This is a genomic window from Methanobrevibacter sp. YE315, assembly GCF_001548675.1.
GTDB lineage: Archaea > Methanobacteriota > Methanobacteria > Methanobacteriales > Methanobacteriaceae > Methanocatella.
Genome location: NZ_CP010834.1, coordinates 1,323,838 through 1,341,919 on the forward strand (window position 1 = coordinate 1,323,838; position 18,082 = coordinate 1,341,919).

The window sequence follows — 18,082 nt, forward strand, 5'->3', positions numbered from 1 at the left end:
ATCAACCTATTCCTCCATTTTACCTCCTGCTTGGAACTGGAAAAATCAAAAAAATGGAATAGGATAACACCAAAAAAATTAAAATAAAAAAAATAGAAGTAATTTAACTAAGTAAATTACTAATTTGATCTACTGTAATAAGACCTAAAACTACCATATCCTCATCAACGACCGGAAGACAGGATATATCAAATTTACGCATTATGCGAGCGACTTCTTCTATATTGTCACCGGCATTACAATATTTGACAGTTGTTGTCATTATATCTTTCAGGCTATTAGAGTTGGTAGCGATAGATTTAGATAAATCCCAGCTTGTAACAATACCAATCAACTTATTTTCATCAGTCACTACAGGAATATGAGTTACATGTGTATCCAACATTAATTTAGCTGCTGCAACAACATCTGCATCTTCCTTGATTGTAGCTACATGTTCCATCATCAGGTCTTCAACGACATTGTCTGATAGGAAATTTGAGAAAATATAGTTCAATTGCCCTTTTTCAAGTAAAAATGCATCATGACCATAATTGGATTTTATCTCTGAAAATGACACATCAACCTCATTAGCGTTCAGGGCTGTTACAATTTCAGTGCTTTGCTCTGTTGGATATAACCAATCAGTATCAACTGAAATCACTTCAATTTTAGCTTCAACATCTTTGAGTCCATCAATTAAAGAATCATTAATGGACAAATCAAACAGGTCAACGGCCTTTGTGATATATAAGTAACTGTTAGCATCAAAACGCTTTACAAATGATTCCCCTTGGTATTTCAAGTAACTTTCAACTTGGAAATCAACAGTAAAGTCATAACTGATTTCATCCTTATCCTGAAGGCCACGTCCAAATTTGATATCCATTGATTCATCACTCAAATAGGTAATGTGGGCAATCATACGAGCCAAAGACAATCCGTTTCTTGGAATTTGACCTGATTCATAGTAGTTTCCACCATTCCAGCAAGGATCTGAAAATATTGACTGACGACCAACAGCATTGAATGCGATTTGCTGAGGATAGGACATTGCTGCTGTGGCTATCGGGATTGCTTTTTTCATCATTTTAGGATAGGATACCATCCATTCAAGAACCTGCATTCCTCCCATGGACCCGCCAATAACAGCATATAATTGCTTAATATTAAAATGATCAACCAATTTCTTTTGAACATTAACCATGTCCCTAATTGTGATTACCGGAAAATCGAGACCATATTCTTTACCTGTATCCGGGTTGATTGAACTTGGGCCGGTTGTTCCTTTACATCCACCCAATACATTGGAACAGATTATAAAGTATTTTTCGCTGTCCAATGCTTTTCCAGGACCAATCACTATCTCCCACCAGCCAGGTTTTTTATCTCCTTTATGCCAACCTGCTGCATGAGCATCACCAGTTAAAGCATGACAAATTAAAATAGCATTAGATTTATCTTTATTGAGTTCACCATACGTTTCATAAGCAATGGTAACTTCTTCAAGAACTTTTCCACTATCCAAATCAATTGGTTCATGTATATTAAGATATTTAGTTTCAACAATTCCAACAGATTCCTTATTCATTTAAAACACCTTAATATTTAATTTTTCAATAGCTACTTTGGCAGCTGCTTGTTCAGCCTCTTTTTTATTTTTACCTTTTCCAATACCCATTTCATGTCCATCTATTAAAATTGATATTGTGAATATTTTATCATGGGGTACGCCTTGCTCATTCAATACTTCATAGCTTATTTCCAAATCTTTGGCATCGCCATATTCCTTCATTGCTGATTTATAATCTGCAAAGAATATCTTATTTTCATCGATGTATTTGAAGATGATTTTAGATACAAATTCCTTTGCGAAATCCATTCCCTGATCCAAGAATATAGCTCCTAAAAATGATTCGAAGATATCTGCAGTTATGGAAAGTATTTCATTTTTAGTTAGATTCGATTCTTCGGCAGCTACTCTAAGATATTCATGCAATTCCAATTCATGTGAGTAATAAATTAACGCAGACTGGCAAACATAATTCGCCCTCAATTTTGTTAATTTTCCCTCTTCATATTGAGGATATTTCTCATACAGATAATCTGATACAATTAAACTTAAAACTGAATCCCCCAAGAATTCCAATCTTTCATAATTGTAATTTAATCTGTATTTTGTTGAATAGGAACCATGCGTAAACGCTATTTCATATAGATGTTCATTCTCCGTTTTTATATCAAATTTTTCAAATAAATTCATATGTAAAGCCCAAAGTATTAGATATTCTATTATTACTTTGCAATTCTAATTATATATAAGTAATCATATTTCTTTTCAAATGCTCTCTTACTTTTTATTTATATGTCAATGAAAATCAAAATAAGAATAAAAAGGATTTGGTAACATGATGATTAATTGGCAAGAAGAAATAACTAAAATTGACCCAGACATAAAATTTAGGGCTCAAGGCGGATGGTTAAAGACAATAAACAAATTAGACAAAACAGTCAAGAACGGATATTCCCTCGTTGGAGACTTTGTTCAAGCTGGTGATTTCGAAGAAAATTATGATGAAGGCCTGTACCTTGACTGCAATAAGGAAGGAAGTGCCAAAAAACCACAGCAAGACTATAGGCTATTCCGATTTAGAGACGGTAAAGTAAGACTGCTCGATATGGTAATTGACGGTTCCCAAGGTTGGGCTGTTGACTTATGGGATGCTGTTGAAAGCGAACTTTAAAAAAAGATTATTCGGAAACTATGTTTTTCGGTTTGAACTTTGAAAAACCAGTTTTTTGAACGTTCATCCTATAATCCAGGCAGGTAGGTTCCTGCAGGAGAATAATCTTATGGTCCAGATTTTGAGGGAAATTTTTCCCTTTTCCTTCAACAATTCCTCTAAAGCTTACACTAAATGCACCGGTATCCCCAATGTCCATATCTAATTTTTCAGAAGCAATCATGTCACTGAAAAAAACCTCTATATCCATTGCTTCAAATACAGGTGCAATATAGCTTAAAGCCATTAAACCATTTTCGTTTTCTCTGATTTTGACTCTTCTTTGATCCAGTTTAATAGATTCTTTTGTTTTTCTGTTTGTTAATGTAATGTAGTTTGAAAACTCTGAATTAAACATGCATATCTATCCTATGTGGCAGAATTCACAACAAGCACATGTCGGTTCAAAATAGGAATCTTCAGGCTCGACAATTGCTTTTTGCGCAAACAATGTAATGTTGAATTTCGGGTGATATTCACTGCTGACTTCCTTGTTGATTGGAGACAGTCCCCTGTAATAAACGGGCCTGTAGCCAGTTTGTGAAATGTCAAAGTAGAATTTTTCTCCTGTTGCAAACTTATTAAAATATTCTTCTAGTTTCAATGTTTCATTTGGGCTGAGTGAGAATGTGAATCCCATTGTATCATCACTTCTTTGTCTGATTCCGGCGTTTGAAATGTCAACGGCCAGAATATCGTCCTTGCCTCTTATGAAAACAACACAGTTTTCCAAATCTACCTCATTTTCTTTAGCTATGTCCTTCAAGTCACTCATAAAAGACCTCCTAAAAATTTAGTCATGATTAAATTTAGTATAATATCAATTGTTATATAAAGTTATCTAAAAAAAGCGATTATCTAAGTATTTCGTAATTAAAAAAAGTAGTTTGAAGAAGATTAATTAATTAATCTTCAAGTCTTTTGCCAACTATACTAACCTTTGTCTAGTAGTTGGTTTTTTATTTTGCCAGCTGTATCTCCTTAATTTTTTAGATTTACCGAATCCACAGGAAGCACAGACTTTTTTACGTATATGGTAAGTGTTTCTACCACATCTTCTGCATCTGATATGGGTCTTTTTATTTTTCTTACCCATTGATGGAGTTCCCTTTGACATTGATACACCTCCTCACTTTCTCATTGAAAATATAATCTCGAAATAAGTATTGAATAATATTTATGGTGAAATATAAACAATATTGTCTCCTCTTATGAGCACAACACCGAGTCTTCTGGTAACTTCTCCGTCTTGTAACTCTTCTGCATCATTAAGAACTAAATTCATGTGTAAATCAAAGCTCTTAAGTATACCTCTAAATTCACGATCTCCTTTGAGTTTTATTAAAACTGGAGCATCTACAGATTTTCCTAATGCATCAAGTGGTCTTTGAACATTTTGTCCGCTCATTATATCACCTTATATTATCAAAATTTTAGTTTTTTTTAGTATGAATTGAGTAAGTAATACTCGCTATTAGACATAATATAATCAAGTTAAGATAAGACAAAACCTAATTAAAACTAATACTATTAATTATAAATTACCTACTATATAAATGTTGCCTTATTTTAGGCAAAAAGAATAAAAAAATAATTGCAATACTAATTATTAACCTTCCCCTATTTAAATTATTTTTCAAATGCTCTTAGACTTTCTTTAAAAAGAACATGCAAGAAAAATACTATCACCAACCATCACAGGCAAACACCATGAAATTCAACCGCGAGAAATATGCTGACCTTATAATGTACATCCTGTCCCAAACGTACAACAGGCCCAATTTAGGAAAAACAGTGCTCTGCAGCATATTATACTTCATCGATTTCAACTATTACGAGCTCTACGGCACATTGCTTACAAAAGAAACCTACATCAAATCAAAAAAGGGAATAAAGCCAAAACATTTCCACGAGGTTACAAGCGAACTGATTTCAAAAAAACAGCTGTTTTTAAGAAAGGAACCCTACTACCACAGAACCATCCACAAATACTACCTAACCATAATACCCACATTCAAATTCAGCAGAAAAGAGCTTGAAATAATCGACTTCAGCATTGAACGGCTAAGCGGCAACAATGCAAGCACCATCATAAAATATGCGATAAAAGATCCTCCACTGATTATTGCCGACTTTGGTGAAAATATAGATTACAGATACGTATTTTCAAGAAACAATCAATATTCAATGAAAAAAATTAAACCAATAAACAAATAAATTTATTTATTTAAAATACAAAATATTATTCATTAAAAAAATATTGGGGTTAACATGGCTATAAAAGTTAAAAAAAGAAATTTCTTGAAAAAAAAGAAAATAAAAGAAATAAAGGCTGAATTAGGTGAATACGGCAACTTACTTCAAGGCAAAAAAAATATAGAGATACTTGAAGCAGAACCTAATTCATTCATCTTGGTAGACGGAGAACCATACATCATTCTGATTGACGACAAACCATTTCCAACACTTAAGGCAGCGCTTGCCAATGAAATTGAAGCCAAAACCGTGACCGTAGACATGGGAGCCATCAGATTTGTAAGCAATGGTGCAGACATAATGAGTCCGGGAATCGTAGCGACATCCGAAGGCGTTGAACCGGGAGACATTGTTCTAATCATAGACGAAACCCATGGAAAGCCACTGGCTATCGGAGTAAGCTTAATAAGCGGTGAAGAAATGGTTGAAAACGATTCAGGAAAAGCCGTGGAAACAAAACATTATGTCGGTGACGACATCTGGAACTTTGAATTATAGGTGATCGATATGGCTGAATTAAGATACAGGGCAGGAAAAATCAGAAATCCCGAAGTCCACAAAGTCGGCATTATCGCACTTGGTTCCCACCTGGAAAATCACGGCCCAGCACTCCCAATAGATACCGACGCCAAAATCGCAGCTCATATCGCATTTCAATCATCTCTTGAAACCGGCGCCAAATTTTTAGGAATAATATTTCCAGCCTATGAACTGGACACTATAGACCATGGCATTCATGTTTCCCTTGATACACTGAAAGAGAATGTTATAAATACCCTCAATTCTGCTAAAAAATTCCTAAATGTTGAAAAGGTCGTTATCGTAAATGCACATGGAGGCAATATCCCTCTCATGACAGAATTATGGGAAATTGAAGACAAGACAGATATGGCAATCATATTCAACAACAAGGTAATCTCATCAGAAGGCCCTCATGGCGGAAGCGGCGAACTGTCAATGGCAAAAGTTCTAGGAATCATCAACGAAGATGAAGTTGAAAATCAGGCAAATGTTAACGAATATGAAGAAGTTGGTCTATATGGATTCGAACAGGCACGCCGAGATGATCCGAACATCGACGAAGGTGCAAGAGACGTTGAAGAAAACGGGGTTTATGTCGATGAAGAGTACGGAGAAAGACTGTTCAATTTAGCTATTGCATCCGTAATACTTGATGTCGAGAAGCTATTGGATTTTTAAAAAAAAAAGAAAAATAGAAATTACAATCCAGTATAATTATTATCAACAGTAGTTTCAACATTGGGACTATCCGTTGGTTTAGAATCGACAGTAGTTTCAACATCAGAACTTGAGGAAGAACTTTCACTATAATCTTGATAATAATTGTTATCATCACTTCCACTGTCAACTGGAACATTTGAAACATCATTTGATGTATTTTCTGAATCAGTTCCATTAGGCAAGATTGATATTGGTCCTGTCATGGCTGCAAAAACGCTAGCCAAACAAAAAGCGACAATAGCCACTATAAAAATTACTATAAATGTAGCAGATTTACTTGACAATATTACCACCTTCAAAAAATTAATTAACAATAATATGTTTAATGTTATATAAAAAGATATTGATACAATGAAAACTATCAGAAACCCAATTCAAAGCGAAATAAATGTGAAAAAATCACAGTTCATCTGTTCTTTGTTTCCAACAAGAACCAAAGCCGAATCCAAAAAGGTCATTCAGGAGCTTAATGAACAGTATTCTGATGCAACACACAATTGCACAGCCTATATTGTAAGTGATGGGGAGGGCTTTGATGATGATGGAGAACCTGGCGGAACTGCCGGAAAGCCGATGATCAATGTTTTAAGGAAAAACGAGCTTCACAATGTAACTGCAGTTGTCACAAGATACTTTGGCGGAATCAAGCTTGGTGCCGGAGGGCTTGTGCGTGCATATTCAAAATCAGTTATGGAAGCCATTGGCAAAGCTGAAATACTTGAGATTGAAGAATATGAAGTCTATGAAATCGTATTCGAGTATTCAGATATTAAAATAACAGATACCGAGGTCAGAAACAACAGCCTGGAAGTCATCGATAAAAATTATACTGATAAGGTCAGCTATGATATTGTATCAAAAGACAACAGAGATATCGTAAAGATATTTGAAAAATACTCTGGAAAAATTAGTGTTGATTTTAAAAATAAACAGTTTTTAGAAAAATAAATAATTGAAGAACTTATTGTTCTTCAAAGTTTGCTGCAGGTACACCGCATACAGGGCAGGTGTAGTCTTCAGGTAATTCATCTTCTTCAAGAACGTATCCACAAACTTTACAAACGTAAGCCATCTGAGACACCTATTCTACTTTTTCAAACATATCAGCAGTAGCGCCGCACATAGGACATTTATAGTCTTCTGGAAGTTCTTCGAATTCTTCAGTTACATATCCGCAAATTTTACATTTAAATTTTGCCATTCTAACAATCTCCTTAAATTATACTAAATCGTATATTTAATTAAATATATTTTAATCATTTGTGATATATAAAACTAATCTATTTTTTCAAACATGGCTTTTGGCATTCGACATTTAGGGCATTTAAAAGAGGAAGGTAACTCATCAAACTTGGTCCCTTGGGGGATGTTTAAACCTTCTTCATAGTCGTCTTCGTCGATAGTGTAACCGCAAATCTTACATTTATAATGGGCCATAAGAACAATCTCCTTATTAAAATCTGTTAGGAACTTTCAAATGATCAGGAAGTGGCTTGATACGTGCAGGTGTTCCAATAGCCAAATAGAATGGTGGAACAGAGTGTATTACAATAGCTCCGGCAGCAACAATGGATCCTTCTCCAATCTCCACATTGGACAGGAATGTAGTGTTACCACCAATGGAGGCACCACGTCTAACTTTAGGTCCTTGAAGTTCATAGTTTATCCTTACAGGATATTTGTCATTGGTAAAACAAGCGCAAGGTCCGATAAATACATTATCCTCAATTACAGAATTGGTTGGAATATATACATTGGATTGGATGCTGACATCATTTCCAATGATAACATCGCCTTCAATAACGGTGTTTGTTCCGATTAATACATCATCTCCAATGTTGGTGTTTTCCCTTATGACAACATTATGTCCTGTCCTGAAGTTATCACCAATAACCACATCATTGTAGATAATGGAATTTGACCTTATGGTGTAGTTCTTACCGATTACCGGCGGCTTTGAATTTGGAGAGTATTCGACCCCGAATTGAATGTTTTGATCAGCAGGGAAATTTAATTCTGGTTTTGAATAATCAGGTTTGATGGATTCCTTTTCAAATATTGGCATTTCATAAGCAATATCGGTCGGATCTTCCTGGAATTGCCTGTAGAAATCATCATCTGGGTAGGCAGGTTTTTGCTGATAGGATTGTCTTGGAGGTTGACTGTACAACCTGTCTTCTTTAACTGCATGAGATTGTCTTTCATAAGCATTGAATTGCTCATAAGGTTCTTGCTTCTTTGATTGCCTATCACCCAGAGTTTGTGAAAATCTAACCATATTATCAAACCTTCATTTAATTAAAATTAATTTCTTAATGAATTAATTTATGTTTTTAATTAGTATATATACTAAATGGTTAATTTATGAATATTTTTTAAGATTTTACCCCAACTCTCCATAAATGTTGAGTGAAAAGTAGCCCCTTTAACTTTTTAGTCAAATCCATACTGAAAAATACAACTGCAAACGGACCCAACCAATAATCAGATATTATTCCGGAATGAATAAAACCACCAGCCAATAAATGCTTGAACCACCAAATCACCTTCCAACAATGAAACGGCATCTTATATTGATTTAAGAAAAAGCAAGAACTTCAAATACGATTAAAAACATTATGTAGACAAAGATTACTGATGTTCAGTCAATGATGGATTATATATCTCTGGTAGATGATGACTTTATCCGCATCCATTAAATTATAATATTGACCTTTAAATATTGATTAGATATTGTAAAATATTTATTTTTCAAAACAACTTGTTGATTATTTAATTTTTTGAATTTTATCGTGCAAGTAGGCACTTACATTCGAAAACATTTATATATCAAATATTACGAATATATGAACATACTTTGAAGATATGATTCAAGTATCCCAAAAAATAAAAATTATTATTTAATTCATATTCAAGATAGGAGGAGATTATATGAAATTCAATAAAAATGTCATTGCAATTTTGGCAATATTTTTAGTTGTAATTTCTGCAAGCGCTGTTTGTGCTGAAGACACTAGCATTGCAACTGACGAAGGTCAAGATGATGCTGCTATAGATGGCGGAGCAGCTGGTGATGCTGCTGCTGTAGACAACACTACTGCTGAACCTGCAAGCGATATAACCAATACAACTAACAATACTGTTGTAGACAACACAACAAACACTACAAATACAACTAACATAACAACCAATGGAACTACTAACTCAACTAATTCAACCAGTCCTTTAGATTCTTTAGCTAAATTTGCTACTGGTAACCCAATCTTAATCTTATTAGCTGTATTTGCTGTTATTGGTGTTTACACAATGAAAAGAAAATAGGTAGGTAAAAACCTATCTTTTATTTATTTTTTTAAACTCTTTTTTTTTAAATTTAAAACTTTTTTTAGAATTATTTTAATAGACTTGATTTAATGATAATTTAATAATCTAATAAAAAAAAAGAAGAAAATTTAAATATTTTCTTTTAGATAGTATCCCAAATATACTCCGAAATATGCTGCAATAGGAATAGCTAAGATAAACACTATTACTTCAAAAGCAGTTCTCAAATCCAGAGCTGAAGTACTTGTTTGAACTGTCGGTTGAGACATGCCTGAAGAGTATGAGGGACTTAATGGAGCGGAAGAACTTAAGGAACTTGATGAACCTGATGAACCGGATGAGAAAACAGAACTTAAAGCTGAAATTAAACCCATTGAAAAAGTAAATACCAATCCAAAGATTGTTAAAATCACCGCATAAATACTTCCCATGAAAACTGAAAAGTTTGGAATGACGTAAGATTTATCCTTACACCCAAAGTATCCGACAAACAATCCTGCAAAGAATATTGCAAATGCTATAGTCAGTATGCAGTATGTTATGAAATCAATAATTCCAGCAGTCATGAATGATGACCATATTAATGATCCTATAAACAGGAACACTCCAAATATGATAAATGCAAATACAATTATTGAAAAGCTTGTTTTATCAATCAGATTATCGAAAAATCCGTTTGAACTATTATCTATTTTGTTAACTTTACCAGTTAAGCTGCATCCGCACTCTGTACAAAATTCAATGTCTTCATCAGTTATTTCATTTCCGCAACCAGGACAATATTTTTTAACAGTCATTTAAAGCACCTTTGTTATTAAAATAAATCAAACATTATCTTATAATACTTTTACGTAATTTTTTAGCCCTTTTACTATTATCAGGGCCCCAAGTGGTGTATACACCACCTTTTAAATCAACATGTGTAATTTTACCAAAATTTACATCATCTTCTGATTCTATGTAATCCTTGTTTTTTACCATAGGCTTTTGTTTACTAATATTACTGTCATCAGCTTCAATTTTAGAATTTTTTATCTTTTTCTCAGAACTTACTTGCCTTACAGTTTTCTTGTTAAGTTCTTCGGAGGTTTTTTCTTGGAGAGTTATATTTTTAAATGCTAATTTAAACTTTAAATCATTCCAATCTTTTGCTTCTATTTTAAATCCATCTCCTAGATAAATAAATTCAAAAACACCTTCTGATCTAAAAAGATTAACATATTTAGTTTCTCTCACCATACTCACCTTTTACTAACAATTTTAATTATATTAGTAAATGTATATAAAAATTATTATAAAAAAATTTAATAAAAAAGAATAATAACAACTTTAATTTTGTTATTTAAACATAATAACAATTTTAACATCAGGTGGAGTTTAATAACTTCACTTTATTTATTTTTTTAAAAAAAAAGAAAGAATGGAATTAAATCCCATTCACAAATGATTTAATCCAATCAAACAAACTGTCAATTGAAAATCCACTGGTGGAATTTTCACCTAAAAACTCGTTTACTTGAGTTTTGTAGTAGTTTACATCCCCTTGAACGTTTTGCACTTGTTCAATTGAATCAGCCAGGTTTTCAATATCGTTGTTTGTTATGTTAATGTTATTGTTTTCAACATGATTGCTAATTATATTAACAATTGTGTCGTGATCTGTAACATTATCGCTTGATACTTCATCTTTTACTTCATTTACCAAGTTTGCCAATTCATCAGCGCTGACATCGGAATTGTTTACAATTTCAGCTTCGGTGACAATTTCATCGTTTGCTGCTTGTTTAACGGTTTCTGGGATTTCAACATCAGTCACTACTTCATAGGAGTTCATTATTCCTGCAAGAGCAGATTCACCGGTTGCTTCTACAGGGCTTGTCACATATACGTGTCCTTTTGTAATTCCAGCTGATTTTAAGGCTGAAATGTACATGTCACCTGTTATTGTAGTGATTTTTGATTTGTCTACGCTGACTTTCAAATCACTATTGTCGTTTAAATCCACAAGCGCTGAGGACAATATTTGATTGGAGTTATAATATTTACCAGTTATTCCGCCAGATATTTTATTTACTTGATCGGCAGTAATAATTTTTGTATCAACATTATTTACATTTACATTTGCTTGATTTGAGAAAAATGTGTCTACAAATGATTTATAGTTTGAATTTGAATAGGTAGTTTCACCATAAGTTATTACAACATTGGAATCAGTTGAGAATCCTGCTGGGATTAACATGCCAACAAGGATTAAAGCTAATATTGCTATAGTAATCTTACGCATATTTATCACCTCTTATAAATTCCTATTAAAGATTATCAGAAGTAGTATTTAAATCTTTCACTTTGAATATACACTAAATTATTACCTGCATTTGAAAAATACCCCTTTCAAATGCCCATAAACTATAAATAAGAAATATGGAAACATTAGTAAATATTATTATTGTCATTTACAAATAAAAAAGGGATTTTAAGGTCAAACGTTGGAGATAAATTTGAAGATTCTGCATGCTGCATACAATGTTGTTATTGAGTTTCTCCATAAGTTCCCGATCCATATCCTAATCAATCAGATTATCTATTTTATCAAAAAGTTCATGATAGTTTTCAAAAAGATTCCTTATTTCATCATCATTTTTAGACATCAGAACTATCTTTAGCCTTTTGTCTTCTTTAAAGATTTTCACTTGATCTGATTCATGATTGCTATCGAATGAATCAATAATTAATGATTTGATTTCATTATACTTATCTTCAGTTAAATTATACATTCTATTATGGTTTAATATGTTCATTGCATGGATAATTCCGTTATCCTCCATATCAATACATGAAGACATCCTGATTTTGGTATCCATATAATATGGGGCTTCTATTTTATCTCGGCGAAGCAGAATTGAAATTTTTGATATCACATGATCATCACTGGAATTTTCATTTATGAATCTGACCAATTGGAACTGTTTTATATTTGCACCATCATTCATGAAAGTCATGTTAATATATTATTCCTTTCTATTAGATTAATGTCTCTATTATGGATTCATCAACACAGATTTCCAATAGCTAGTCCTGCAATAACACAAACAAATCACAATTATCTGCTTAAATCATAATGGCCTGATTTTACTGCGCCCTGCTTTCATTAATAAATATCATTTGGTGAAAATGACATTATTGGAAAATAATTTTAAAAAAGGATAATAAAAAATAGTAAAAAAAGATATTTTTTTAGAATTTTATTCAACCTTAAAAATCATCTAGGATATTTCAATAGGATTGCAATCATTGAGCTTGTTAAACTTGAATAACTCATAATTGGCTTCCTGTAATATTTCAGGCTGAGAAGAGATGTTATTTGTTCCATTACATTTAACAAAAACGTGATAATCCTTGCCATCTATGTTAACAACTTCTAAAAGAGTGTTGCCATCCTGATAAAGATTTCTATCAACTTCTGTTAAATTCTTAGAATCTATATTAGTGTTAAAATCAACACCGAATTCCAATGAATGGTTCTGTGAAAATGCAACTAAGCTTGAACTTCCATTAACTTCAGAAATATTTCTATCAATCCATGTTTTAGGTAATGATAAATCCCCTAATTTTGCATTGGAATCATCAGATGCACTTACACTAATCATTGCAACCGAACTAAGCACAATTATTAAGGTTAACATCAAAATTAACATTTTTTTCATGAAAAACCCCCATTATCTAATTAGCATATAAAATTATATCCTTAATTATATAAACTTTTAGGTTTTCAATTCAAGTTTTTACAAATAAAGATTTTTTCAAAATCAATATAAATTCTAAAATATAAAATTATCATTAGAGGTAGTTAATATGCAAAGCAATATCACAGAAGAAATGGATTTCAGATTTCCACCGATAGTACTAATCAAAAGTAACACCAAACCGGAAAATGCAATAGGGCCTAAAGAGGGAAAAGGCGGATGTGTAATGAGTTTTATTGCACAAACAATAGCTAAGAGAAAGACCAGCTGCTTTGGTCGTGAAAACATCACCTGCGGAGGGCTTGCTACAGGTTTTGGCTGGGGAGATGGCTTTAAGGATGAGGATGCACTTGACTTTCAGGCAACATTTCTCTCCTGCGGTGTTGAATCAGCACCCAACAGGGAGGAATATGAAACCAAATTGGGTTATATGAAAAAACACACAAGGGAAATGTTCAGGGAAGGCGAAAGAATATTCACTGATTTTGAAACAGCAAAAACAAATATCAAAAACCGCCCTATTTATGATACTGAGGACTATGTGATATTCAAAGGCCTTGAAAATTTGGAGGATGGTGAAATCCCACTGTCTGTTATTTTTACTGTCAATCCTGTAGAATTGACTGCATTAATCCAGATTAACACATCATTTAGAACAGAAGGGGCTTATCTTTTAACTCCACAGGCATCATCATGTCAGGCAATAGGCAGCTTCACATTCAAAGAGGCTGAAAGCGAAGATCCAAAACCTATTCTCAGTCCGATTGACTTTGCAGGCAAAAGAAAAACAAAACACTTCATCCCAAATGAGTATATGCACCTGTCAATGCCTTGGAAACTGTTTTTAAAATTAGAAGAGGTCAGCAAAAAAAGCGTTCTTCAAACCGAACTGTGGCAAAAGTTCAAATGAACATTCAAAAATCGCTGGTTGGAGCAATTCCAACAGCTTTTTCTATTTTTATAGACAATAAATGATTGTCTATTTAATCAAAACCATTACCACAATTGATTATCCTACTATTCCTCAAAGGAAATCATCCTATTTTGACTATTCAGGGTATTGTAATAGTATCCTTTTTGTTCCAGCAATTCTTCATGAGTTCCATGCTCAATAATGTGACCGTCATCAATTACAATTATCTTATCTGCATCCCTAACGGTTGAAAGCCTATGGGCTATGATGAAACTGGTCCTATTCTCCATTAAGCTATCCATAGCCTTTTGAATTAATTTTTCTGTTCTTGTATCAACTGATGAAGTCGCTTCATCTAGAATCAGTATCTGCTTGTTTGAAAGGATTGTTCTTGCAATTGTCAAAAGCTGTTTTTGACCGTGGGAAATATTGTCTGCATCCTCATTGAGCATCATTTCATATCCTTCAGGGTTTTGCATTATAAAATGATCTGCATGAGCCTCTTTTGAAGCGGCTATGACTTCCTCATCAGTGGCATCCAATTTACCGTAGCGAATGTTATTGAAGATTGTGTCATTGAACAGCCATGTATCTTGAAGCACCATTCCTACAAGGGATCTGATGCTGTGCTTATCGTATCTGTTGATGTTTACTCCATCAATTTTTATTTCACCGCTGTTTACATCATAGAATCTCATTAGAAGCTTTACGATTGTAGTTTTACCCGCTCCGGTTTCACCTACAATAGCTATCTTTTCTCCTTTTTTAACCTTAAATGACAAATCCTTTATTACCAGTTCATCTTCAGAATATCCGAAGTTAACGTTTTCAAAGCTGATTTCTTCATTAATCTCTTTGATTTGTTCTTCATATGGATTTTTTTCGACATCTATTTCTAGGAATGCAAATATCCTTTCACTTGCCGCCATTGCGGTTTGAATCATGTTCATGATTCTTGTAATCTGTTCGATTGGGGTTGTGAAGTTTTTGGAGTACTGGATAAATGCCAAAATGTCACCGACACTTATTGCATTTTGAAGTACAAACACCGCACCAAGAACTGATATTATTACATACTGCAGATTGGAAATGAAATGTACCAGAGGGCCTGATAGGCTTGAGAAGAACTTGGATTTCCATTCCTGTTCATACCAGTTTTCATTTTCCTCATCAAAAATGTTCATGGATTCCTCTTCCTGGTTGAATGAACGGATGATTTCATGGCCTGTAAATGACTCTTCAATTTGTCCGTTGAGCCTGCCCCGGTATTCCAATTGCTTTAAATAGTAATCCTGTGAGAATTTGGTAACCTTGAATATAATGAAAAATGAGATTGGAACCAATACTATTGTAGCAAGTGTCAGCCATACGTTGATGGATAGCATCATTGCTGTAACGCCGACTATTGTAACTACACCTGTCAATAATTGGTTGAATGTTTGAACGATTCCTGACTGGAGTGAATCCACATCGTTTGTAATTCTTGACAGTATATCTCCCCTAGTATTCTTATCCAAATCGCCCATCGAGAGATGAGTAACCTTTTCAATTAAATCTTTTCTTAGATTATAGCTTATGTCGGTTGTAATGTCAAGCAGAAGATAACTTTGAAGATATGAGAAAACTGCACTTACAACATACAGAATTACGACTGTTATGAGCAGATTGATTATATATTCCATATTCATATTTCCGGACCTTATACCATCGAATATTGCAGTTGTGGCAAATCCGATTAAGAGAGGGCCAATTACCGAAAATACTGTTGATATGATTCCGCAAATAACTGTTAAAGTTAACTTTAACTTATATCCTACCAGAAGGCTGAATATGTTTTTTATGGATTGTTTTGTATTTGCCGGCTTTTCAGGAGGCGCCCTTCTTGGCTTTCTTGCCATATCATTTACCTCCTGCAGTTTTTCTAATATAATCAGCATCTATGATAAAGTTGGAGGATTCCTCTTCATCATACAATAACTCTTTTGACTGCTCTATTTGGGAAGATACAATTTCCCTATAAATTTTGCAGTTCTCATTCAAGTAGTCATGGCTGCCCTTATCAATAATCTCTCCCTCATCAAGCACGATTATCTCATCGGCATCCATGATTGTTGAAATCCTCTGTGAAATGATAAGCATTGATGAGTTTTCCTTAAGGCTTTTTATGTTTTCCTTCACTTTCGCTTCAGTATTCATGTCAAGTGCTGAAAAACAGTCATCAAAGAGGTAAAAGTCACGTTTGGCCAGTACTGATCTTGCCAGCTGAAGACGTTGCTTCTGTCCTCCTGAGAAATTGGATGCTCCCTGCAAAACCTCATCATCCAAACTTTCTATAAAGTCCACTTCCGCCATGGCCAATGCTTTTTTAATCTCTTCATCAGTTGCATCTTCTTTACCTATCTGCATATTTGACCTTATTGTTCCTTCAAAAAGAATTGCCTTTTGAGGAGCATAGGAAATTCTCTCTCTAAGGACGGATAGCTTATAATCCTTAATGTTTTTATCATTGATTAATATTTCACCACCGCTTACATCCTGAAGACGGGGAATCAAGTTTAGAATTGTGGATTTTCCGCTTCCGGTTCCGCCTATTATTGCAGTGGTCTTTCCCTTTTCCAGTTTAAAGTTGATATTTTTCAGTATTTCCTTTTCGCTTCCTGGATAAATGTAAGTAACATCCTTAAATTCGATAGTTGGGTTATCATCAATCTTGTCAATAGGCCCGTCACTGATGGATATTTCAGTGTTTATCACTTCAGCAACACGCCTTCCGGATACTAAAATTCTTGGAATCATTACCAGAAATCCGCCCATCATCAGGAATGCCATTACGATTTGTGTTGCATATTGTATGAATGCTATGATTGTTCCTGTTAATATTTCCCCTCTGATTGCATCATATGCACCGAAATACAGGATAAGAACAATCATCAGATTCAACATCATGGTCATTGCAGGTATTAAAACTAAGAGGATTCTGAAAACCCTTAAGTTCACTAATCTGAACTCTTTATTTGTTTGTTCAAATCTTTTTTCTTCGTAATCTTGTCTTACAAATGCTTTAATAACCGGAAGCCCTATCAATATTTCCCTTGATGTCTGATTGATCTTATCGGTCAGTTGTTGCATTACGTTGAAGTAGGGCATGGTTTTTACAAATATTATGGCAAATGGTATGATTACTGCTGCAAATGTAACTCCAATAATCCATAACAGATTGGTTCCAAGTTCCATTGCCTTGAGAATACTTCCTATACCCAATATCGGTGAAAACAATATTGTTGTAAAGAATAAGCCTAAAAAAATCTGTATCTGATATACGTCATTGGTGTTACGTGTAATGAGAGACGCCCTTGATATCTTATTTAATTCAAAATTTGAAAACTTTAAAATCTTGTCATAGCTTATTTTCCTTAAATCTCTTCCATAAGCCGCTGACACTTTACTTGAGAAGTATGAAAGTCCAATTGTGGCCAAGACACCTATTAAAACCATAATCATCATCATGGTTCCTACACTTATTATGTAATCGAAATCAGTGTTTTTAATACCAATATCCACAATATCTGCAGTGTATGCGGGCAGAGTCAGGTTACAGTAAACATCAATCAATAGGAATGCAACAATGAGAAAAAGTGGAATTATGCTCTTTTTTAATGGGCTGAGTAATTTTCCTATGGTCTTTAGTGTCTTAGTTAAATTCATGATTTTCCTACATTTATTTTCTTAAATGTACCTTTAGATTTTAATTAATTTAAATATTTTCACTAAAATAGGTTAAACAAACAATCAAAAGAAATCATTATTTTAAAAAAAAGATAAAAAAAGGACATGAAAGTCCT

25 protein-coding genes are annotated in these 18,082 nt (G+C 33.6%); 7 read left to right on the forward strand and 18 right to left on the reverse strand.

Annotated features, from left to right (window positions below):
* Window positions 1-103: 103 nt before the first annotated feature.
* Together TL18_RS05845 and rnc are read right to left on the reverse strand one after the other, a co-directional pair.
* Window positions 104-1,570: a homoserine O-acetyltransferase gene (locus TL18_RS05845; RefSeq protein WP_067042768.1), complete on the reverse strand. Its 1,467-nt coding sequence runs from the start codon at window positions 1,568-1,570 to the stop codon at window positions 104-106.
* Complete coding sequence (rnc, locus tag TL18_RS05850) at window positions 1,571-2,242, reverse strand: ribonuclease III (RefSeq protein WP_067042771.1); 672 nt, start codon at window positions 2,240-2,242, stop codon at window positions 1,571-1,573.
* 145 nt (window positions 2,243-2,387) lie between these two features.
* Between rnc and TL18_RS05855 the strand changes: the two genes are divergently transcribed.
* A complete protein-coding gene (locus TL18_RS05855) occupies window positions 2,388-2,723 on the forward strand; it encodes a hypothetical protein (RefSeq protein ID WP_067042775.1) in 336 nt (111 codons plus the stop codon).
* A gap of 7 nt (window positions 2,724-2,730) precedes the next feature.
* On the opposite strand, the gene TL18_RS05860 is transcribed toward TL18_RS05855, so the two are convergent.
* From TL18_RS05860 to TL18_RS05875, 4 genes are all read right to left on the reverse strand, one after another.
* The gene (locus TL18_RS05860; RefSeq protein ID WP_067042778.1) at window positions 2,731-3,120 is read right to left on the reverse strand and encodes a hypothetical protein; all 390 of its coding nucleotides are present in this window, start codon (window positions 3,118-3,120) and stop codon (window positions 2,731-2,733) included.
* Window positions 3,121-3,126: 6 nt separating this feature from the next.
* Entirely contained in the window at window positions 3,127-3,537 is a 411-nt protein-coding gene (locus tag TL18_RS05865) for a hypothetical protein (RefSeq protein ID WP_067042781.1), read from the reverse strand.
* 153 nt (window positions 3,538-3,690) lie between these two features.
* Window positions 3,691-3,879 carry a 50S ribosomal protein L37e gene (locus tag TL18_RS05870; protein WP_067042784.1) on the reverse strand — a complete coding sequence of 63 codons (189 nt, stop codon included), beginning with the start codon at window positions 3,877-3,879 and terminating at the stop codon, window positions 3,691-3,693.
* A gap of 60 nt (window positions 3,880-3,939) precedes the next feature.
* Complete coding sequence (locus tag TL18_RS05875) at window positions 3,940-4,170, reverse strand: LSm family protein (protein WP_067042787.1); 231 nt, start codon at window positions 4,168-4,170, stop codon at window positions 3,940-3,942.
* A 260-nt stretch (window positions 4,171-4,430) separates the two neighbouring features.
* Between TL18_RS05875 and TL18_RS05880 the strand changes: the two genes are divergently transcribed.
* From TL18_RS05880 to arfB, 3 genes are read left to right on the forward strand one after another with little or no spacing between them, the layout of a single operon-like run.
* A complete protein-coding gene (locus tag TL18_RS05880; RefSeq protein WP_067042790.1) occupies window positions 4,431-4,979 on the forward strand; it encodes a type II toxin-antitoxin system antitoxin SocA domain-containing protein in 549 nt (182 codons plus the stop codon).
* A gap of 54 nt (window positions 4,980-5,033) precedes the next feature.
* Entirely contained in the window at window positions 5,034-5,516 is a 483-nt protein-coding gene (locus TL18_RS05885) for an RNA-binding protein (RefSeq protein WP_067042794.1), read from the forward strand.
* Window positions 5,517-5,525: 9 nt separating this feature from the next.
* Window positions 5,526-6,218, forward strand: coding sequence for a 2-amino-5-formylamino-6-ribosylaminopyrimidin-4(3H)-one 5'-monophosphate deformylase (gene arfB / locus TL18_RS05890; protein WP_067042796.1), 693 nt, complete (start codon window positions 5,526-5,528; stop codon window positions 6,216-6,218).
* 20 nt (window positions 6,219-6,238) lie between these two features.
* Here arfB and TL18_RS05895 read toward each other — a convergent pair whose 3' ends face one another.
* On the reverse strand, window positions 6,239-6,544 hold the full coding sequence (locus tag TL18_RS05895; RefSeq protein WP_067042799.1) for a hypothetical protein: 306 nt from the start codon (window positions 6,542-6,544) through the stop codon (window positions 6,239-6,241).
* Window positions 6,545-6,611: 67 nt separating this feature from the next.
* On the opposite strand from TL18_RS05895, the gene TL18_RS05900 reads away from it, so the two are divergent.
* A complete protein-coding gene (locus TL18_RS05900) occupies window positions 6,612-7,208 on the forward strand; it encodes a YigZ family protein (RefSeq protein ID WP_067042801.1) in 597 nt (198 codons plus the stop codon).
* Window positions 7,209-7,221: 13 nt separating this feature from the next.
* Here TL18_RS05900 and TL18_RS05905 read toward each other — a convergent pair whose 3' ends face one another.
* From TL18_RS05905 to TL18_RS05915, 4 genes are all read right to left on the reverse strand, one after another.
* Window positions 7,222-7,332, reverse strand: coding sequence for a rubredoxin-like domain-containing protein (locus tag TL18_RS05905; RefSeq protein WP_067042804.1), 111 nt, complete (start codon window positions 7,330-7,332; stop codon window positions 7,222-7,224).
* Between the two features lie 9 nt (window positions 7,333-7,341).
* On the reverse strand, window positions 7,342-7,461 hold the full coding sequence (locus tag TL18_RS10750; RefSeq protein ID WP_082706412.1) for a rubredoxin: 120 nt from the start codon (window positions 7,459-7,461) through the stop codon (window positions 7,342-7,344).
* Between the two features lie 74 nt (window positions 7,462-7,535).
* Window positions 7,536-7,697, reverse strand: a complete 162-nt coding sequence (locus TL18_RS05910; RefSeq protein ID WP_067042807.1) for a rubredoxin — start codon at window positions 7,695-7,697, stop codon at window positions 7,536-7,538.
* A gap of 16 nt (window positions 7,698-7,713) precedes the next feature.
* Window positions 7,714-8,301 carry an acyltransferase gene (locus tag TL18_RS05915; RefSeq protein ID WP_369814544.1) on the reverse strand — a complete coding sequence of 196 codons (588 nt, stop codon included), beginning with the start codon at window positions 8,299-8,301 and terminating at the stop codon, window positions 7,714-7,716.
* A gap of 890 nt (window positions 8,302-9,191) precedes the next feature.
* Here TL18_RS05915 and TL18_RS05920 point away from each other — a divergent pair.
* Window positions 9,192-9,581, forward strand: a complete 390-nt coding sequence (locus TL18_RS05920) for a hypothetical protein (protein WP_067042810.1) — start codon at window positions 9,192-9,194, stop codon at window positions 9,579-9,581.
* A gap of 131 nt (window positions 9,582-9,712) precedes the next feature.
* Here TL18_RS05920 and TL18_RS05925 read toward each other — a convergent pair whose 3' ends face one another.
* The 5 genes from TL18_RS05925 to TL18_RS05945 form a co-directional block, all read right to left on the reverse strand.
* Window positions 9,713-10,381: a zinc ribbon domain-containing protein gene (locus TL18_RS05925; RefSeq protein WP_067042813.1), complete on the reverse strand. Its 669-nt coding sequence runs from the start codon at window positions 10,379-10,381 to the stop codon at window positions 9,713-9,715.
* Between the two features lie 34 nt (window positions 10,382-10,415).
* Complete coding sequence (locus tag TL18_RS05930; RefSeq protein ID WP_156064615.1) at window positions 10,416-10,820, reverse strand: hypothetical protein; 405 nt, start codon at window positions 10,818-10,820, stop codon at window positions 10,416-10,418.
* Between the two features lie 190 nt (window positions 10,821-11,010).
* Window positions 11,011-11,868 carry a DUF1002 domain-containing protein gene (locus TL18_RS05935; RefSeq protein ID WP_067042819.1) on the reverse strand — a complete coding sequence of 286 codons (858 nt, stop codon included), beginning with the start codon at window positions 11,866-11,868 and terminating at the stop codon, window positions 11,011-11,013.
* A gap of 280 nt (window positions 11,869-12,148) precedes the next feature.
* Entirely contained in the window at window positions 12,149-12,583 is a 435-nt protein-coding gene (locus TL18_RS05940) for a hypothetical protein (RefSeq protein ID WP_067042823.1), read from the reverse strand.
* A gap of 264 nt (window positions 12,584-12,847) precedes the next feature.
* Complete coding sequence (locus TL18_RS05945; protein ID WP_067042825.1) at window positions 12,848-13,288, reverse strand: hypothetical protein; 441 nt, start codon at window positions 13,286-13,288, stop codon at window positions 12,848-12,850.
* 148 nt (window positions 13,289-13,436) lie between these two features.
* Here TL18_RS05945 and TL18_RS05950 point away from each other — a divergent pair, with 148 nt between their 5' ends.
* On the forward strand, window positions 13,437-14,237 hold the full coding sequence (locus TL18_RS05950) for a DUF169 domain-containing protein (RefSeq protein ID WP_067042829.1): 801 nt from the start codon (window positions 13,437-13,439) through the stop codon (window positions 14,235-14,237).
* Between the two features lie 107 nt (window positions 14,238-14,344).
* On the opposite strand, the gene TL18_RS05955 is transcribed toward TL18_RS05950, so the two are convergent.
* On the reverse strand, window positions 14,345-16,138 hold the full coding sequence (locus tag TL18_RS05955) for an ABC transporter ATP-binding protein (RefSeq protein ID WP_067042832.1): 1,794 nt from the start codon (window positions 16,136-16,138) through the stop codon (window positions 14,345-14,347).
* Window position 16,139: 1 nt separating this feature from the next.
* Window positions 16,140-17,945, reverse strand: coding sequence for an ABC transporter ATP-binding protein (locus TL18_RS05960; RefSeq protein ID WP_067042835.1), 1,806 nt, complete (start codon window positions 17,943-17,945; stop codon window positions 16,140-16,142).
* Window positions 17,946-18,082 lie beyond the last annotated feature (137 nt).

Bases quoted from the DNA above. Each gene is read 5' to 3' on its own strand.
- TL18_RS05845 (WP_067042768.1), bottom strand. From the start codon at position 1,570: ATGAATAAGGAATCTGTTGGAATTGTTGAAACTAAATATCTTAATATA.
- rnc (WP_067042771.1), bottom strand. From the start codon at position 2,242: ATGAATTTATTTGAAAAATTTGATATAAAAACGGAGAATGAACATCTA.
- TL18_RS05855 (WP_067042775.1), top strand. From the start codon at position 2,388: ATGATGATTAATTGGCAAGAAGAAATAACTAAAATTGACCCAGACATA.
- TL18_RS05860 (WP_067042778.1), bottom strand. From the start codon at position 3,120: ATGTTTAATTCAGAGTTTTCAAACTACATTACATTAACAAACAGAAAA.
- TL18_RS05865 (WP_067042781.1), bottom strand. From the start codon at position 3,537: ATGAGTGACTTGAAGGACATAGCTAAAGAAAATGAGGTAGATTTGGAA.
- TL18_RS05870 (WP_067042784.1), bottom strand. From the start codon at position 3,879: ATGTCAAAGGGAACTCCATCAATGGGTAAGAAAAATAAAAAGACCCAT.
- TL18_RS05875 (WP_067042787.1), bottom strand. From the start codon at position 4,170: ATGAGCGGACAAAATGTTCAAAGACCACTTGATGCATTAGGAAAATCT.
- TL18_RS05880 (WP_067042790.1), top strand. From the start codon at position 4,431: ATGCAAGAAAAATACTATCACCAACCATCACAGGCAAACACCATGAAA.
- TL18_RS05885 (WP_067042794.1), top strand. From the start codon at position 5,034: ATGGCTATAAAAGTTAAAAAAAGAAATTTCTTGAAAAAAAAGAAAATA.
- arfB (WP_067042796.1), top strand. From the start codon at position 5,526: ATGGCTGAATTAAGATACAGGGCAGGAAAAATCAGAAATCCCGAAGTC.
- TL18_RS05900 (WP_067042801.1), top strand. From the start codon at position 6,612: ATGAAAACTATCAGAAACCCAATTCAAAGCGAAATAAATGTGAAAAAA.
- TL18_RS05905 (WP_067042804.1), bottom strand. From the start codon at position 7,332: ATGGCTTACGTTTGTAAAGTTTGTGGATACGTTCTTGAAGAAGATGAA.
- TL18_RS10750 (WP_082706412.1), bottom strand. From the start codon at position 7,461: ATGGCAAAATTTAAATGTAAAATTTGCGGATATGTAACTGAAGAATTC.
- TL18_RS05910 (WP_067042807.1), bottom strand. From the start codon at position 7,697: ATGGCCCATTATAAATGTAAGATTTGCGGTTACACTATCGACGAAGAC.
- TL18_RS05920 (WP_067042810.1), top strand. From the start codon at position 9,192: ATGAAATTCAATAAAAATGTCATTGCAATTTTGGCAATATTTTTAGTT.
- TL18_RS05925 (WP_067042813.1), bottom strand. From the start codon at position 10,381: ATGACTGTTAAAAAATATTGTCCTGGTTGCGGAAATGAAATAACTGAT.
- TL18_RS05935 (WP_067042819.1), bottom strand. From the start codon at position 11,868: ATGCGTAAGATTACTATAGCAATATTAGCTTTAATCCTTGTTGGCATG.
- TL18_RS05940 (WP_067042823.1), bottom strand. From the start codon at position 12,583: ATGACTTTCATGAATGATGGTGCAAATATAAAACAGTTCCAATTGGTC.
- TL18_RS05945 (WP_067042825.1), bottom strand. From the start codon at position 13,288: ATGAAAAAAATGTTAATTTTGATGTTAACCTTAATAATTGTGCTTAGT.
- TL18_RS05950 (WP_067042829.1), top strand. From the start codon at position 13,437: ATGCAAAGCAATATCACAGAAGAAATGGATTTCAGATTTCCACCGATA.
- TL18_RS05955 (WP_067042832.1), bottom strand. From the start codon at position 16,138: ATGGCAAGAAAGCCAAGAAGGGCGCCTCCTGAAAAGCCGGCAAATACA.
- TL18_RS05960 (WP_067042835.1), bottom strand. From the start codon at position 17,945: ATGAATTTAACTAAGACACTAAAGACCATAGGAAAATTACTCAGCCCA.